Source organism: Collinsella aerofaciens (genome assembly GCF_964283865.1).
Classification (GTDB): domain Bacteria; phylum Actinomycetota; class Coriobacteriia; order Coriobacteriales; family Coriobacteriaceae; genus Collinsella.
The window spans coordinates 7698-23615 of sequence record NZ_CAXYLS010000007.1; the positions used below are offsets into that span (position 1 = coordinate 7698).

Sequence of the window (15918 nt, forward strand, 5' to 3'; positions counted from 1 at the left end):
CACCGTGGCCGAGGTGCCCGTCGAGGGCTACAGCTCTAAGGTCACCGGCGACGCCGAGCGCGGCTTCACCGTGACCAACACTGTGAAGACGGGCGAGCTCGATGTCTCCAAGACCGTCGTGGCGCGCGAGGGCCTGGCGGTCGACGCGGACAAGACATTTAAGTTTGCGGTTGAGGCCACCGATGCCGCGGGCCGCAAAGTGTCCGGCACCTACGGTGACGCGACGTTCGAGGACGGCAAGGCGACCCTCAAGCTCAAAGATGGCCAGACGGCGAGGATCACGGGGCTGCCCGCGGGAACTGCCTACACGGTGACCGAGCGCGCCGCCGCTGGCTACAAGGCTGCGGTGAACGGAGCCGAGGGCTCCAAGGCCGAGGGCTCCATCGCGGCAGACCAGGTCTCCTTCGCCGCCTTCACCAACACCTTCGACCCCGCCCCCGCCACGGCGTCCGTCCCCGAGCTCACCAAGGTGCTCGCGGGCGGCCGCAAGCCCGGCCTCCAGGAGGGGGAGTTCGTCTTTGAGCTCTTCCTCACCGACGGTGCGGGCAGTGTTCTCGAGGGCTACCCAATCGAGGCGAAGAATGACAAGGACGGCAAGGTTTCCTTTGGCGAGCTCAGCTTCACCAATCTGGGCACCTACCACGCGACCGTGACCGAGAAAGCAAGCGGCGATGTCCTGATTGAGGACGATGCGCACGCCTACACCTTCGACATCACGGTGACTCAGACTGGCGCCGGCCTTAAGGCCGAGATCTCCAACGAGCGGGGCAAGAAGACTTTCACCAACACCTTCACGCCGCACGACAACACCAAGACCGTCACCAAGGCGGACGCCTCGGGCGCCAAGGTCGATGTGGATGGCAAACCGGTGGGCGTGGGCGATACCCTCACCTATACCATCGGCTGGGCCAATAACAGCGTCGACGACAGGGGCGCCGCGCAGGCGGCCGACGTGACGGTGGCCGATGTCCTGCCCAAGGGCGTTAACTATGTTGAGGGTTCTGCCGACGGTGCCGCCTACGACGCCGCGACGCGCACCCTTACCTGGTCGCTCGGCGAGCAGGCTGCGGGCGCCACGGGCACGCTCAGCTTCGACGTGAAGGTCTCCGCCGAAGCCGCCGTGGTCGACGACATCGCCAACACCGCAACGGTCAAGGTGGGCGAGAACGAGTCGCAGACCAACACGACCCACAACAGCGTGCCCCGCGGGGGCAGCCTCACCGTCAAGAAGACGGTCGTCGGCGGCGACAGCCAGCGTGAGTTCGGCTTCACGGTCGCGCTGGCCGACGGGGACGGCGAGCCCGTCTCCGGCACCTTCGGCAAGGGCGAGGACGCCGTGACGTTTACGGACGGCAAGGCGACCTTCACGCTCAAGGACGGCGGGGAGAGGACCGTCGCCGGCCTGCCCGTGGGCGCGCGCTACACCGTGACCGAGGACGCCGCCGAGGGCTACACGACTGCTGTTAACGGGGCTGACGGCTCCAAGGCCGAAGGCGCCGTGACCGAGGACGGCACGACCGTCGCGTTCACCAACACGTACGGAACGGCCACCGAGGGCAGGGACGTCTCCACCGCGGGGCTCTTCACCAAGACGCTCGAGGGCCGCGACTGGGCGGAGGGCGACAGCTTCCAGTTCACGCTCGCGGGCGAGGACGGCGCCCCCATGCCCGCGAGCTCTGCCGACGGCTCCAAGACCGTCAGCGTGACGGCCGGCGCCGGCACCAAGGCGGGCGATAGGGTCGCCTTCGACTTCGGCCCCATCCGCTACACGCTCGATGACATCAAGGACGCCGGGTTCGCCGAGGTCGGCGGCAAGCGCGTGCGCGCCAAGACCTTCACCTACACGGTGCGCGAGGTCAGGCCCGATGACGGCTCCGCCATCGCTGGTGTGGCCTACGACGGCCACACCGCCACGATGACGGTGACCGTGACCGACGACGGCTCCGGCAACCTCACGGCCACGACGCCCGCAATCGCGCAGGCGAGCGGCGGCGACTTCGTCAACACCTACACGACCGAGCTCGACTACTCGGTCCGCGCGGGAGTGCGCCTGTCCAAGACGCTCTCCGGCCGCGCCATGGAGGCGGGGCAGTTCGCCTTCACCGTGACCGCGGACGCCGAGACGGCCGCCAAGCTCGGCCTCAAGACCGGCAAGGACGCCTACGCCGTGGCCGCGGCCGATGACGGTGCGGCCGGCCTGGTCGACCTCATCGGCGGGACCGCGGAGAGCGACGTGAAGTTCACCGACGCCGACGCGGGCAAGGTCTATCGCTTCACCGTCACCGAGACCAAGCTCGGCGGCGAGGGCTACACCAACGACACCGCGCCGCGCACGGTGACCATCGCGCTCGCCTACGATACCGCGACGGGCAAGCTTACGGTCACGACCACAGTTGCCAAGGACGGCTTCGAGGTCGCCCGCAGCGAGGTCTCCACAGCGAATGACGTCACGGCGACGCCCGCGCCCGTGACGGTCGCGTTCCAGAACTCCTACGAGGCCACCGGAACGCTCGGCGGCGAGGGCAACGTGGCAATTGACGCCACCAAGACGCTGACGGGCCGCGCCGCGGCGGCGGGCGAGTTCTCGTTCTCCGTCCGCGATGCCCGGGGCAACGTGGTCGCGACCGCGACCAACCAGGCCTCCGGCGACGGCGTGGCCGCGGGGCTCGCGTTCTCGCCCATCGCCTACACCACCGACTCGCTTAAGCAGATGGTGGCGGACGGTACCGCCACCAAGGCCGCCGATGGCTCTTGGACCATCCCCTATACCGTATCCGAGGACGGCACGGACCGGCTGCCCGCGGGCGTGACGGCGGCCACGTCGAGCTTCGGCATCACGGTCAAGGTGACCGATAACGGCAAGAGCGGGCTGGATGTGGCCGTGGTCTATCCCGAGGGCTCCGACGGCACGCTGTCGTTCGTGAACGGCTATAGCGCCGGCGAGGCGACAGTTGACCTTGCGGGCACCAAGACGCTGGCGTTCGGCCAGGTCGGCCTCAACCTTACGCAGTCCGATATCGCGGGCAAGTACACCTTTAAGATTGAGCCGCTGGACGGCGCGCCCGCACCGGTCGACGCCTCCGGCAAGACGGTGACCGAGGCGACCAACGACGCCGTCGGCAACGTCGGGCTGGGCCACGTCACGTTTAAGCAGCCGAGCGACCTCGATGACGTCAAGATCGACCGCGACGGCCTGCGCACCAAGACGTTCAGCTACCGCGTGAGCGAGTCCGGCTCGGTCGACGGCGTGGTCAATGACGCGACGGCGACCAAGACCTTCACGGTCAAGGTGGTCGAGGACACCAAGAAGGGCACGCTCGCCGCGGAGGTCCTGCCCGCAGAGGGCACGCCCGAGGGCAAGGGCGCGTTCGAGTTCACCAACACCTACGGCGTGAATCCGACGCCGAGCTCCGTCACCGACCAGATCAAGGTGAGCAAGAAGCTTAAGGGCCGTGATCTGGCCGAGGGCGAGTTCGAGTTCCAGCTGGTCGAGATTGCCGCTGACGGCAGCGAGATCGTCGCGGCTACGGGCCGCAACGCCGCCGACGGCACGGTCGCGCTCAGCCCCGTCACCTACACCGCGCCCGGCACGCATAACTACAGGCTGAGCGAGGTCCCCGGCACGGCGGGCGGCGTGACGTACGACAGGACGACGTACCGCGTGCGCACGACGGTCACCGATGCCGGTAATGGCACGCTCGCCGTCAAGCACGAGCTCATGGATGCCGAGGGCAATGCCGCGGGCGACACCTCGGTGACCTTCACCAACGGCTACGAGGCAGCACCTGTCACCCTCAGGCTGGGCGCCGCCAAGGTGCTCAAGGGCGCCGGGCTCAAGGCGGGCCAGTTTAGCTTTGAGCTCAAGAGCCGGGACGGCAAGGTCATGTCGACCGCCAAGAATGCCGCCGACGGCAGCGTCACGTTCGATGCACTGACCTTCAAGCAGGCTGGCACCTACACCTTCACGGTGAGCGAGGTCGACGACGTCCAGGCGCACGTGACCTACGACAAAGCGGTGCACAAGATCGTCGTCACGGTGAGCGACGAGGCGGCAGACGGCACCAAGACGGGCTATCTGTCGGCGAAGGTCTCCTACGAGGGCGACGCCAACATGCCGCCGGTCTTCACCAATAGCTATGCCGAGAATCCCAGGACCCCCGGCACCCCCGAGAACCCCGGCACGCCGGGCGGTGGCTCGGACGGCGGTTCCGATAGCGGTTCCGGCGGCAGCTCCGGCGACGGCTCCAAGGGCGGCATGCCCGACACTGGCGACCGCAGCCTGCCGGTTGAGGCGCTCGGCGCCATGGCCGGCATCGGCGCGCTGGCCGTCGCGGGCGGCGCGGTCCTGTACCGCAGGCGCCGCTAGCGATATGGACGAGTGGGGCGAATCCATCCGATGGGTTCGCCCCACTTGCCGTGGCGGGCGGGAGCAGGTAAGATATACCGAGCGCCTAGCGCGTTCGATGGGTTCGGATGACGACATGTTCCGAATCTGGTCAGGTCCGGAAGGAAGCAGCCATAAGGAGCCTCTGTCGGGCATCCGAATCCATCGAGCGCACGGGCGCTTTTTTGGTGCCGCGGCTACCCGCGAGTGCCGGCAGGGCGCTTGGTGTCTCGCTGGTCCTCGGCTTTGCCTGCGGGATCGCTCGACTACCAAGCGCCCTGCCGGCACTCGCGGGTAGCCAACCAAAACCGCCTGAAGGGTCACATTTATCTGAATAATTTAATCCCGTGCCTTTTGCTGCTCGCTGGCGTTGTCTGGGCATTGATGGCTACGTTGTTCAAGAGGTGGCGGTGCTGTTGCTTGGATTTTGCAGTTAAAAAGGTCCGTTTCCCTGGGTTGGGGAAACGGGCCTCTTTTGTCTCTGGGTTTGCGGATTGGCGAAGACAATAACCGCTGGCAGCTATTTTGGGTTCCTGATGCGGCGTGTGGCTGTGGCGGTTATTCCGAGGCCTGCGGCGGCGATTGCTGCGAGTGCGATTGCGCTCGGTGCTGTGTCGCCCGTGTTTGCGAGCTTGCCGGCGGTCGTATCTGCTTGCTTGCCGCTGCTTGTGTTCGCTTGCTTGGTGGAGCTTGGTAGGGCGTCTTTGCCGGTTGCAGGTGAGCCAACGGGCGGTGTCGCCTCGGCGGGTTGCGCTGAGCCGGAGGGAGGCACTGTCTCGGTCGGTTTCGCTATCTCGGGTGAGGTGGCCTTGTCTGCCGCGGCTTTCGCCTCTTCGTATGCCTTGCAGGCGTCGTCATAGGCCGCTTGCGCCTTTTCCAAATCGCCGAGGAGCGCATTTCGCTTGGCTATGTCCTCGTCGATGTGGGCTTTGGCTTCCTCTGCCTCACTTTCGAAATACTGAACCTGTCTTTCCTGGCTTTCGAGCCGGCGTTGGCAGTGGTGAAGATCATCTTCACAAGATTTTTCTCGCCTTTCTGCCGACATGATCTCACTTTGCAACTGCTTAATAGTTTCGTTAGAAGCTCCGTCGTCGATTGCCTTATTTAATTCTGCCTGAAGGCCGCTTGTCCGGTTGTGGGCCTCATCGTATTTGGCTTGGGCTGCATCGACGTTCGCTTGCATGGCGGGAAGGGGTTCCCTCCGTTTGGCGGCTTCCGTCACCACCATGTCGTAGATCTCTTGAAAAGCGGCAATGTCATCATCGATTTCCGCAAGTTTCTCGGGACTTGCGGCGTCTTTTGCAGCCTCGAGGGTTTTGAGCGCTTCCTGCATGGCTGCATACGCTTTTTCTTTTGCGGCGGCCGCATCTTCCGTATGCAAGGCAACTGCATTGATGGGGGAACTGGTTTCCGCCGCTATCGCCGTTGCGGGGGCGATTCCCGCGGCGAGTGCCGCGGAAAGGGCGATGCCCAAGGTTGCTCGTCTTGCTCTTCTTGCGAGAATGTCGTTCATCTCGGCACCTCATTTCAAGGGTCGGCGACTAACTTGGTAGCACTAATGTAAGTATATCAGGCGGTTTGCCCGCCATTGATCGGGCGTGTGCGTATACCCCTTGATTAACAGCCATTAAATCTATCCCTTAAGGAACGCGGCTTGCTAGTGTTGTCTGGGCATTGATGGCTGCGTGGTACAAGAGACGGCGGCATTGCCATCTGTTTTTTCAAGTAAAGAGGCCCGTTTCCATGGGTTGGGGAAACGGGCCTCTTTTGTCTCCGGGTTTGTGGATTGGCGAAGGTAGTATGATCTGGCGGCTATTTTGAGTTCTTGAGGCGGCGTGTGGCTGCGGTGGCTATTCCGAGTCCTGTGGCGGCGATGCCTGCGAGTGCGATTGCGGTCGGCGCTGCGTCGCCCGTGTTCGCGAGCTTGCCGGCGGTCGTATCTGCTTGCTTGCCGCTGCTCGAGTTCGCCTGCTTGGTGGAGCTCGGCGGGGTATTTTTGCCGGTCGCGGACGAGCCGGTGGGCTGTGTCGCCTCGGCCGGTTGCGCCGAGTTGGAGGGAGGCGTCGTCTCGGTCGGTTGCGTTATCTCGGGCGAGGTGGCCTTGTCTGCCGCGGCTTTCGCCTCTTCGTATGCCTTGCAGGCGTCGTCATAGGCCGCTTGCGCCTTTTTCAAATTGTCGAGGAGCGCATCTCGCCAGGCTATGAACTGGTCGGTATGGGCTTTATACTTCTCTGCAGAACGTTCACAGTCATTAACTTGTCTTTCCTGCCTTTTGAGGCGGTCCTGGACCTCGCGGAGCTCCATTTCGCAAAAGTCAACTCGCGCTTTTGCCGTTACGATCTCTTGGCGCAACGACTTTATTTGCTGTTTAATAGTTTCGGCAAGCTCCTCGTCGCCGAGTGCTTCGACTGCCTTAAGCTCCTCAAGTTTCATGTCTAATTTTGCTTGGAGCTCGCTTACCCGGTTGATGGCCTTGTCGTATTTGGCTTGGGCTGCATTGATGTCCGCTTGCATGGTGGGAAGGGATTCCCTCAATTCGGCGGCTTGCGCCGCCATCTTGTCGCGGAGCTCTTGAAAACGGGCAATGTCATCATTGAATCTCGCAATTTTCTCGGGACTTGCGGCGTTTTTTGCGGCCTCGAGGTTTTTGAGCGCTTCCTGCATGGCTGCATACGCTTTTTCTTTTGCGGCGGCCGCGTCTTCTGTCTGCGGGGCGCCCGAATTGCCGTTGGCGGCGCTCGTCTGCGAAACGGCCGCACCGGTGGGGGAACTGGTTTCTGCCGCGATCGCCGTTACGGGGGCGATTCCCGCGACAAGTGCCGCGGAAAGGGCGATGCCCACAGTTGCTCGTCTTGCTCTTCTTGCGAGAATGTCGTTCATCTCGGCACCTCATTTCAAGGGTCGGCGACTAACTTGGTAGCACTAATGTAAGTATACCAAGCGGTCGACCCGACACTGGCTGGGCATGCACACCTCTCCGCTTCTTTGGAAACCGAACTCCATTAGAAATGACGAGTTGTTTACGCTTCTTTTGGGGTGGCGGTACTATCATGGTTCGAATTGAATGTGGATGATGATAGGGAGCGCCTATACATGATTGAGTTGCTCAGGCGTTTTGGTGGTAAGTTTCGCCGATATATGGTGATCGGCCCTGCGTGCAAGTTGATCGAAGTGATCTTTGACCTGCTGACGCCGCTGGTGATTGCCCAGATGATCGATAAGGGCATTGGCTCGCACGACGTGGACGCCGTCGTCCACTACGGCATGGTGCTTGCCGCCATGGCCGTGATCGGCATCTCGTTTACGCTCGTCTGCCAAAAGATGGCGGCGCTCACCTCGCAGGGCATGGGTACTGACATTCGCGGCGCACTCTACCAGCACATCAACAAGCTGAGCTATGCCGAACTCGATCGCTTTGGCACGCCGTCGCTCATCACGCGCATTACCAACGACGTCAACCAGGTTCAGCTCGCCGTGGCGCTGGGCGTGCGCATGCTCATCCGCTGGCCTTTCCTGGCGGGGGGCTCCATGTGCGCGGCCCTTGCCATCGACCTTAAGCTCGGCATCATCTTTTTGATCTGCACGCCCGCTATCGGCCTGGTGTTTTGGTTTGTCATGGCGCGCTGCATCCCGTACTACAAGCAGCTGCAGGCAAAGCTCGACCGCATCGCGCTTATCTGCCGCGAAGGCCTTTCAGGCGCTCGCGTGGTTCGCGCCTTCGTGCGCGAGGACCACGAGCGCGAGCGCTTTGCCCAAGCCGCCGATGACCAGGCCAATACTGCCATCGCGGTGGGTAAGCTCTCGTCGATCCTTAATCCCGTCACGTTTTTGGTGATGAACCTGGGCGTGTGCGCCATCCTGTGGGTGGGTGGCATCCAGGTCAACGTGGGTGAGCTCACGCAGGGTCAGGTCATGGCGTTTGTGAACTACATGACGCAGACCCTGACCTCCATCGTGTACGTCGCCAACCTGGTTGTGGTCTTTACCAAGGCGAGCGCCAGTGCGTCGCGTATCAACGAGGTGCTCAATTGCGTGCCGAGCATCACCGACGAGGGCAACCAGCCGGTCGCGCTGCCCAAGCCGGGCAATGCCGCCCCAGTTCCCGCGCTGAGCTTTGACCATGCGAGCTTCTCCTTTGGCGCGGGCGCGGCAAATGCCGTCAACGATGTGACCCTGGAACTCCCACTGGGCAAGACGCTCGGCATTATCGGCGGCACGGGCAGCGGCAAGTCCACACTCGCCTCGCTTATCTCGCGCCTGTACGATGCGAGCACCGGCAGCGTGAGCGTGATGGGCTCCGACGTGCGTGCCTGGCCGCTCGATCAGCTGCGCCATGTGGTCGCGGCCGTCCCGCAACGCGCGTCGCTGGTGAGCGGCACGATCCGCAGCAACCTGACCTGGCGTGACGAGTCGGCGACCGACGAGGAGCTCTGGGCGGCGCTCGATATGGCGCAGGCCAGCGAGTTCGTGCGTAACAAGCAGCAGGGCTTAGATGCTCCGGTCGAGGCGGGCGGTAAGAACTTCAGCGGTGGCCAACGCCAGCGCCTGACCATCGCGCGCGCCCTGGTGGGCTCGCCTCAGATATTGATCATGGACGATTCCGCCTCGGCGCTCGACTTTAAGACCGATGCGGCGCTTCGCCATGCCATTCGCGAACGAAGCATGCGCGGTGCCGCCGAGGGTGGGCTGCCGCTGACCACGGTGATTGTGAGCCAGCGCGTCTCGACCGTGCGCGACGCCGACATGATCTGCGTGCTCGATCACGGCTCGGTCGCGGGCCTGGGCGCGCATGACGAGCTGTATGCAAGCTGCCAACTCTACCGCGAGATCTGCCAGTCGCAGCTGCGCCGCGAGGAGCTCGAGGGTCGGCGGGGGAGTGCGTCGCCCGCGTCCGCCCCGGCTGCCCCGGCATCCACTTGCGCAAAGGAGGGCTGCTAAATGAATCCGTATACTTCTTCCGGTTCGGTCGCCACGATGACGGCCAACGTGTCCGGCAACGATAACCTCAACGACTTGGGTGACGGCCCGCGTCAGCCCGGCGACCCCGAGCGCTACCCCGTGGGCGCGGTAACTCGCCGCCTGCTGGGCTACGTCCGTCCGCATCGCATTTCGTTTACGGCGTCGTTTGTGAGCGCTGCCATCTCGGTGATCTTACAACTCTATACGCCCATCCTCATCGGCGAGGGCATCGACCTCATCGTTGCCGCCGGGCAGGTGGACTTTGACGCGCTGCTGCCGCTCGTTACCAAGCTTGCGATTGTCGTGGTGGGCGCGGCGGCCTTCCAGTGGCTGCAGGGCTGCTGCGTCAACCGCCTGTCCTACGAGACAGTGCGCGACATGCGCGTGGAGGCGAGCGACAAGCTCAGCCGCATGCCGCTCAGCTTTATCGACAGCCATGCCCATGGTGACCTTATGAGCCGCGAAGTCAACGACGTCGACCAGGTGGGCGATGGTCTGCTGCAGGGCTTCACGCAGCTCTTTACCGGCGTTATCACCATTGTGGGCACGCTCGCGTTTATGCTCTCCATCAACCTGACCATGACGCTCGTGGTGGTGCTCGTCACGCCGCTTTCCATCTTTGCGGCCGGCGCCATCGCAAAGCTCTCCAACAAGAGCTTTACGGCCCAGCAACGCATTCAAGGCCAGCTCGGCGGCCATATCGAGGAGTATGTGGGCGAGCAAAAGCTCGTGGACGCGTTTGCCTACGGCCCGAGCGCTCAGCAGCGCTTCGATGCCCTCAACGCCGAGCTGTATACGGCGGGTGAGCGCGCGCAGTTTATGGGCTCGCTTTCTAACCCCGGCACGCGCTTTATCAATAACATCATCTATGCCGTGGTCGCTGTGATCGGCTGCGTGGGCGTGATCACGGGCGTGCCCGCGGCGCTTACGGTGGGCGGCGTGCAGATTTTCCTGTCCTATGCCAACCAGTACACCAAGCCGTTCAACGAGGTCACCAACGTCATTACGCAGATCCAGACGGCGTATGCCTCGGCGCGCCGCATGTTCGCGCTGCTCGATGCACGCGAGCAGGAGCCCGACGCGGCGGATGCCGTGGAGCTTGTCGCCCCGCAGGGCGAGGTGACCTTTGAACACGTGGACTTTAGCTATGTGCCCGACCGCAAGCTGCTGCAGGATATCTGCATCGAGGCCAAACCCGGTACGCGCTTTGCCCTCGTCGGTCCCACGGGCTGTGGCAAGACGACGCTCATCAATCTGCTGCTGCGCTTTTACGATATCGATGCTGGGCGCATCGCGGTCGATGGTCGCTCCTCGCGTGACTATACGCGCGCGAGCCTGCGCCGCGTCTTTGGCATGGTGCTGCAGGACACCTGGCTGTTCGAGGGCACGGTGGCCGAAAACATTGCCTACGGTTGCCCCGATGCCACGCGCGAGCAGATTGTCGAGGCCGCCAAGCGCGCGCACGCGCACAAGTTTATCGTGCAGCTGCCAGGCGGCTACGATACGGTGATCGGCGAGGACGGCGGCACGTTTAGCCAAGGTCAAAAACAGCTGCTGTGCATCGCGCGCGTCATGCTCACCGATCCGGCGATTCTGCTGCTGGACGAGGCAACGTCGAGCATCGATACGCGTACCGAGCTGCAGGTGCAGGCGGCATTCGACGAGCTCATGGCTGGCCGCACGAGCTTTGTGGTGGCGCACCGCCTGTCGACGATCCGCAATGCCGACTGCATTCTGGTTATGCGCGACGGCCAGATTATCGAGCGCGGCACGCACGACGAGTTGCTAGCGGCAGGCGGCTTCTACGCCGAGCTCTACCGCAGCCAGTTTGCCCAGTAGGGGCTGCCGATTAGCGGCAGATGGTTTACATCTGCGTCGTTAGTACTAAGATATGCTTTTAACAAATTGCATTAATGGCTCGAGTTTCGGGGGAAACGAGGCAACGTGACTATGACATGCTCTATGGTGGTTAACAGCAAGAGCGGTAATACCAGGATGGTTTCGGGGGCGATCAAGCGCGCCCTGCAGGCTGCAGGCGTCGAGTTTATCCATGCCGCCGCGCTGAGCGATGATGCAGATCCGGAGCAGGTCGCGCACGAGGCGCAGGGCGCCTGCGCGGCCGACACGGTGCTCGTCGGTTTTTGGTGCGACAAGGGCGCGTGCACGCCGTCGGTCGCGGCGTTGCTCTCCGCCTTGCACGGCAAGCGCGTCTTCCTGTTTGGCACCTGCGGCTTTGGGGCCGACCAGAGCTATTACCAGCAGATTATTGATCGCGTAACTTCCAATTTGGCTGAGGATGCCGAGCTTGCAGGTTGGGCGATGTGCCAGGGCAAGATGGGCCCCGCGGTCAAGCAGCGCTACAAGGCCATGCTCGAGCAAGATCCCGACAACGCCCGATTTAAGATGCTGCTCGACAACTGGGTTGCTGCGAAGGACCATCCCACCAAGGAAGATATGGATAACGTGGCTGCAGCTGCAAAGAAGGCCGTGCTGGGCGAGTAGCTTCGCCGTTCGCGGTCCTTCGTGCAAAACAATACAAATGTGAAAGCCTCGAAGTTCTCGAGGCTTTTTTCTTGACACTTGTGGGCGCAACCGTGGCAAGCGTTTGGGGGTGACATTTTCCATCACCCCGATGACGAGACCGTCTTGGACGACACGCTCGCATGCGTTCGCTGGATGTATTCAGAGTGGGACGGACTTTCCGGATGGATGGGGATTCGGAAAGTGCGTCCCAGAATTTGCCTTTGGAGTGGGATGCAGTTTCCGGTTGAGGGCTCTGGCGGAAAATGCGACCCGGAATTTGCAATCGGAGTGGGATGCAGTTTCCCAACGGAGCCACAAGCGGAAACTGCACCCCACTCCGGACGTGAATTCTGGGACACGGTTTCCGGATGCAAAAAAGGCCACAAGACGTGGCCTTCGACTTATATATGTTCAGCGGATACCCCTATGACAAGCCGCGCTCCAACAACATGGCGTCTGCCCGAGCAGGGAACCTTATATGCCTCCGCTCGGACAGACGTTTCAGTTATGAACTCGCAGCTAGTCGCTATTTGATCTTGGTCGTGCCCGGCGCCAGGTTGGGGTCGGTCTCGTTGGCCTCGGTCTGGAAGTGCTCCGTGTACACGTTCTTGCCGTCGCGGAACATCTCGTAGTACTGCATCTTGGCGTAATCCTCGCGTGCCTTGGTGGCGGCTGCGGCAACGGCGTCGTCACCGGTGACGTTGGAGGAGAGCGCCCAGCGCAGGCTGGCGTCCTCGTAGCCCACCGAGTTGATGGCGGGCAGCGACTCGCGCAGCGTCATGTGCGCCTTCTGGTAGTCGGTCAGCGGGGCGCCGATCAGCTGCATAAGCTGCGTGGACAGGTAGTTGGTGGACAGGTCGTCGACCTCGCTCGTCTGGTCGCAGCCGGCAACGTCGTAGTTGGCCCAGATGATGTAGTCGGTCTGCCACAGACGCTCCTGATGCGTGGCGTCGTCCTCGCCGGTAAACCACTTATCGTTGAACTTGGACGGGAAGAACGGCTGGTGGTCGCCCCAGAACACCACGACCACCTTACGGTCGAGCTTGCTCAAGGCGTTGAGGAAGTAACGCAGCGCTTGGTCGGACTGCTCGATGCACGAGACATACTCGTCAACATCGGAGAGCGTGCCGTCCTCGACGGTCTTAGCGTCCAGGTCGGTCGTGTCGATGTTCAGGTGCATCTGCTTGTCGACCGGCAGCAGACCCGTGTCGTAGCCCGAGTGGTTCTGCATGGTCACATCGAAGATAAACTGCGGATCGGCGTTCTGGTCGAGCAGCTCAAGAATCTTGTCGTAGGTTGCCTGGTCGGTCACCATGCCGCGCAGGGTATCGGCGCCTTGGAAATCGTTGATGGACAGGAACTGGTCAAAGCCAAAGTCCTTGTAGACGTTCTCGCGGTTCCAGTTGGTCGCGTGGTTGGGGTGCATGGCCGTGGTGGAATAGCCGAGCGATTTGAACTGCTCTGCCAGATTCCCGGTCGTTTCCATGTTGTAGATGGTGTAGGGGTACACGCCCGAGCCCAGGTTGGCCATGGAGTTGCCGGTCATAAACTCAAACTCGGTATTGGCCGTGCCGCCGCCGTAGGCGCTCACGTAGAGCTTTCCGCGGCTGAGGCAGTTGGACAGGTTCTTAAAGTACTGCGGACCTTCGTAGCCGGCGCGCATGTTCTGGTAGATCGACAAATCCGAGAACGTCTCGTTCATGATAGCGATGACCGTGGGCTTCTCGCTGTCGAATTGCTCCTTTGCGGCGGTGCGCTCGTCGCTCTTGGCGGCGTCGGACTTGTCGTAGGCCTTGGCGTACTTTTTGAGCGTGGCCTTGGCGTCATCGACAGAGTAGTCGGCGGGTTTGGGCGGCCTGATAGACTGCGCTGCACTAATAAAGGCAGGCAGATAGCCCTCGCGCCAGTAGCTCTCGAGCGGGCGCCAGGTGTAGACGGTGATGCCGAGGGTGTTGTAGTAGTCGATAAGCGTGACGTGCGCGGTCACGCCGCCCAGGCACAGTACCGCCACGAGCAGGTTGGTGAGCAGCATGCGCTTGGCGTTGGCGGCGCCCTTCTGGCGATGCGGCGCGACCAGGCCGGCGTATTCGCACAGCAGCATGGCGATGGCGGTAAAGCCCATGGACAGCACGCAGAACAGCGAGATCGAGAAGGTGTAGCCGTTGCCGGCGACCGCGGCGGCGGTGGAGATGGCCGAAAGGTCGCCCGGCTGGATGGGCATGGATTTAAACGTGATGACGAAGAACTCGGCAATGCCCAGGACAAAGAGGGCAAAGGCCAGGACCGCGGGAGCTGCGCCGTGGCGCTGGAACAGGAAGAACAGGCCGACCATGAGCGTGGTGATGATGGCCCACTCGAGCAGGATGCACAGGGGGTAGACCCAGGTAAAGTCGTGGTTGGACGAGACCTCCATGCCCAGCAGCGCAAAGACGCCGGCGAGCAGCAGGCACAAGACGGCGGCGACGAGCGGTTTGCCCACAAAGGCGCCGCGCAGGCGGGCGAGCTTGCCGGTGGGGGCGGGGGCGTCGGGCCCGGCGAACGCAAAGACGCGCGGGGCGATGCGGTCGCGGGCGATGCTGGCCCAAGCGCAGCCGGTGAGGATGGCGTTGGTCAGGATGAGCATTACGAAGGCGAGCGGCTCGTTTTGCGCGACGAGGCCAATGGCGCTCCAAATGGTCAAAAAGAGCTGGAACAGGCCGAAGGCGACGCTCCACCCAAGAGCGCTTTTGGCAACGGTGCCCGACTGAGCGCGAATGGCCTTGGCCTCGCGCAAAACAAGGTAGACGGTCGCCGCAAGACCGACGAGCGAGATGGCGGCAGCGAACATGCTGAGACTCCTCACAAACTTAAAACCTACGAAAGCGGGGGTTTACCCGATTGTTACCTAAATATGCACTGCATTTGCGGGCTGCGCACGACAACCAGCCATATTAACGCGCATGTGCGGCGGTGTGGCGCAATGTAGTGGCGACCTGCGCGATAATGGACGGGAATTACACGGAAACGTAAAGGCTTCTTAAAGAATTGGCGAGGATAGAGCTATGGGCGAGCGGGTTTGTATGACGGGTGCCGGGCACTGCGGCGGAGCTGCGGGCGTGGATGCGAACGGTTATCCGGTCGAGACTACGGGTAACGCGGTGCTGGACATCTTGGAGCACCGCTCGTCCACGCGTGCCTTTGCGCGCGATGACGACGACCGTCCCGTGGCGGTGACCGACGAGCAGCGGGCAGCGATTCTGCACGCGGCGAGCCGTGCGCCGTCGGCGGGCGCCATGATGATGTATTCCATCGTGAGCATCCGCGAGCAGGCCACGCTCGATCGCCTGGCCGACCTGTGCGACCATCAGCCTATGATTGCCAAGGCGCCCTGGGCACTTATATTTGTGGTCGACTATGCCAAGTGGATCGATCTGTTTGAGCATGTGGGCTGCTTTGAGCCCGAGTTTGTAGAGCGCACGGGCAAGTCGCCCCGTCGCGCGCCGGGTCTGGGCGACTTTGCCATCGCGGCACAGGACGCCGTGATCGCCGCGCAAAATGCCGTGGTCGCCGCCGAGGCCCTGGGCCTGGGGAGCTGCTACATCGGCGATATCGTCGAGAATGCCGAGGAAGTGGCCGAGCTGCTGGATCTGCCTGCGTATACCGTGCCGCTGTCGATGCTCATCATCGGCACGCCCCGTAAGGAACGCCCGGCAATCGCGCACCCCGTGGTAAACCTGGTACACGAGGAACGCTATCGCCGCGCCGATGCCGCGACCATGGACGCGCAGGTGGCCGAGATGGATGCGATGTTTCGCCCGCATGCCCGCGAGGTGGGGGAGCGCGTCGTGGACATCTATACCCGCAAGCACACCAGTCCCTTTATGGCCGAGATGAGTCGCTCCATGGAGTGGTGGTTCAAAAACTGGCTCGGAAAATGACGAATGTGACAAGGGGACAGTCCCTTTGTCACATTCCATATCGCCGCGGTAGCCTAAAGACTGTATAAATCTTTATCTAGCTGGGAAAACAGTGCATTAAAACATGGGCCGATTACCTATAATCCCCTCGAACGT

The 15918-nt window shown here is 62.5% G+C and carries 8 protein-coding genes and 1 other RNA gene; 6 read left to right on the forward strand and 3 right to left on the reverse strand.

Annotated features, from left to right (window positions below):
• Both ACRX4W_RS05480 and ffs read left to right on the forward strand, forming a co-directional pair.
• A partial coding sequence (locus tag ACRX4W_RS05480) for a Spy0128 family protein (RefSeq protein WP_432299547.1) occupies positions 1 to 4366 on the forward strand: 4366 nt, incomplete at its 5' end.
• A 94-nt stretch (positions 4367 to 4460) separates the two neighbouring features.
• Positions 4461 to 4556: signal recognition particle sRNA small type (gene ffs / locus ACRX4W_RS05485), an RNA gene on the forward strand.
• A gap of 348 nt (positions 4557 to 4904) precedes the next feature.
• Here ffs and ACRX4W_RS05490 read toward each other — a convergent pair.
• Together ACRX4W_RS05490 and ACRX4W_RS05495 are read right to left on the reverse strand one after the other, a co-directional pair.
• Complete coding sequence (locus tag ACRX4W_RS05490) at positions 4905 to 5897, reverse strand: hypothetical protein (RefSeq protein ID WP_432299549.1); 993 nt, start codon at positions 5895 to 5897, stop codon at positions 4905 to 4907.
• 299 nt (positions 5898 to 6196) lie between these two features.
• A complete protein-coding gene (locus ACRX4W_RS05495) occupies positions 6197 to 7264 on the reverse strand; it encodes a hypothetical protein (protein ID WP_432299551.1) in 1068 nt (355 codons plus the stop codon).
• Positions 7265 to 7477: 213 nt separating this feature from the next.
• Between ACRX4W_RS05495 and ACRX4W_RS05500 the strand changes: the two genes are divergently transcribed.
• The 3 genes from ACRX4W_RS05500 (at position 7478) to bilS (ending at position 11845) form a co-directional block, all read left to right on the forward strand.
• Positions 7478 to 9322 (forward strand): ABC transporter ATP-binding protein, encoded by a 1845-nt coding sequence (locus ACRX4W_RS05500; protein ID WP_432299553.1) that lies wholly within the window; start codon positions 7478 to 7480, stop codon positions 9320 to 9322.
• Positions 9323 to 11182 (forward strand): ABC transporter ATP-binding protein, encoded by a 1860-nt coding sequence (locus ACRX4W_RS05505; RefSeq protein ID WP_432299555.1) that lies wholly within the window; start codon positions 9323 to 9325, stop codon positions 11180 to 11182.
• A 111-nt stretch (positions 11183 to 11293) separates the two neighbouring features.
• A complete protein-coding gene (bilS, locus tag ACRX4W_RS05510; RefSeq protein WP_432299590.1) occupies positions 11294 to 11845 on the forward strand; it encodes a flavodoxin family protein BilS in 552 nt (183 codons plus the stop codon).
• 547 nt (positions 11846 to 12392) lie between these two features.
• Here the strand turns inward: bilS and ACRX4W_RS05515 are convergent.
• The gene (locus tag ACRX4W_RS05515; protein ID WP_432299557.1) at positions 12393 to 14693 is read right to left on the reverse strand and encodes an LTA synthase family protein; all 2301 of its coding nucleotides are present in this window, start codon (positions 14691 to 14693) and stop codon (positions 12393 to 12395) included.
• Between the two features lie 214 nt (positions 14694 to 14907).
• On the opposite strand from ACRX4W_RS05515, the gene ACRX4W_RS05520 reads away from it, so the two are divergent.
• A complete protein-coding gene (locus tag ACRX4W_RS05520) occupies positions 14908 to 15783 on the forward strand; it encodes a nitroreductase family protein (protein ID WP_373199283.1) in 876 nt (291 codons plus the stop codon).
• Positions 15784 to 15918: the final 135 nt, after the last annotated feature.